Here is a 1479-nt window from a genome sequence, read left to right on the forward strand (position 1 = left end):
TTCGAGGGCGGCGACCACCGCGTCCTGGGCCAACTCCTCGGCCAGCCCCACGTCGTGCACCACCCGCATCAGCGCCGCCACGATCCGGGCCGACTCGAGTTTGACGACCGCGTTGATACGGGCGTGGACGTCGGTCACCGCCGGCCCGGGGGCCGGGCCGGCGGTGCTCGGCGGCCGGGTCACGGGCCGAAGACCTGCTGGATGACGCTCTCACCGTCGCCGACGATGCGGCGGAAGCGGCGGGCCAGTTCGATGGCCTCCTCGCGGGACCGGGCCTCGATCAGAGCGAAGCCGGCCACCGCTTCCTTGGCCTCGGTGAAAGGCCCGTCGGTCACGGTGATCTCGTCGCCGACCGAGGTGACCCGGACGCCGCCGGGCTCCAGGCCGCCGGTGGCCAGCAGGACGCCGGCCGCGGTCAGCTCCTCGATGAACTTGCCCATCTCGGCGTACAGGTTCTCGTCGGCGGACTGCTCGGTGGGGCGGGTCGTCATCAGGTAGCGCATGTCTTGCTCCGTTCTCGGTGGTTGCCGTGTGCACCAACGTCGAACGATCCATGTGACAGGTAATGAAACCATTCCCTGTCACATCGCGGAACCGACGTAGCGGCAGAACGCAGCTTACGAATCGCAGAGAGGCTCAGACCATGACCGCGCTCGCCGCCCGTACCGTGAATGTCACCGCCACCACCCGCACCCGGGCCCTGCTCACCTGCGCCGCCGTCGGCGGGCCGCTGTGGGCGGCCGTCGCCCTCGCCCAGGCCGCCGGCCGGGACGGCTTCGACCTGACCCGGCATCCGCTCAGCGTGCTCAGCAACGGCTCGCTCGGCTGGTTGCAGATCACCAACTTCGTCGTCGCCGGCGTGCTGACCATGCTCGGGGCGGCCGGGCTGCGCCGGGCCCTGCCGAGCCGGTGGCTGCCCCGGCTGGTCGCGGTGAACGGGTTCGGCATGTTCGCCGCCGGTGTCTTCACCATGGACCCCGCGGACGGCTTTCCGGCCGGCACACCGTACGGGATGCCCGCGACGCTCAGCTGGCACAGTTACGGCCACATGGCCGCCGGTACGGTCGCCTTCACGGCGTCGATCGCCGCCTGTTACGTGCTGGCCCGGCACTTCGGCCGCGCGGGACAGCGGGCCGCCGCCGTGGGGTCCGCGGTGGCCGGCACGGCGCTGCTGGCCGGCGACCTGTGGGCGATGAGCGGTGGCGTCGCGGGCTCCCTGACCCTGGCGGTCGGCGCGATCACCGCGCTGCTGTGGGTCTCCGGGGTCGCGGCGTGGCTGGCCCGGCGCTGAGCCGTCAGTCGTCGAGCAGTCCCAGGCGGTGCGCGACCGCGGCAGCCTCGCCGCGGCTCGCCACCGCCAGCTTCGCGATGATCCGGGAGACGTGCACGCTGGCCGTCTTCGGTGAGATGTTGAGCTGCTTGGCGATGCCGCTGTTGCTGAGCCCCTGGGCCACCAGCCGCAGCACCTCGCGTTCCCGG

At 72.1% G+C, this 1479-nt stretch carries 3 protein-coding genes and 1 pseudogene; 1 reads left to right on the forward strand and 3 read right to left on the reverse strand.

Annotated features, from left to right (window positions below; all coding sequences use genetic code 11):
* Positions 1 to 183: pseudogene (locus tag AB0C29_RS15110) on the reverse strand (hypothetical protein); the annotation flags it as partial.
* Positions 180 to 503, reverse strand: coding sequence for a YciI family protein (locus AB0C29_RS15115; RefSeq protein WP_360820475.1), 324 nt, complete (start codon positions 501 to 503; stop codon positions 180 to 182). The gene AB0C29_RS15115 and the pseudogene AB0C29_RS15110, both read right to left, overlap by 4 nt.
* A gap of 140 nt (positions 504 to 643) precedes the next feature.
* On the opposite strand from AB0C29_RS15115, the gene AB0C29_RS15120 reads away from it, so the two are divergent.
* Positions 644 to 1291 (forward strand): DUF998 domain-containing protein, encoded by a 648-nt coding sequence (locus AB0C29_RS15120; protein ID WP_360820477.1) that lies wholly within the window; start codon positions 644 to 646, stop codon positions 1289 to 1291.
* A gap of 4 nt (positions 1292 to 1295) precedes the next feature.
* Here AB0C29_RS15120 and AB0C29_RS15125 read toward each other — a convergent pair.
* Positions 1296 to 1479: LuxR C-terminal-related transcriptional regulator (locus AB0C29_RS15125; protein WP_360820480.1), on the reverse strand; the 184-nt coding region annotated here is incomplete at its 5' end.

It is taken from the genome of Actinoplanes sp. NPDC048791, assembly GCF_040650095.1.
Taxonomy (GTDB): Bacteria; Actinomycetota; Actinomycetes; order Mycobacteriales; family Micromonosporaceae; genus Actinoplanes.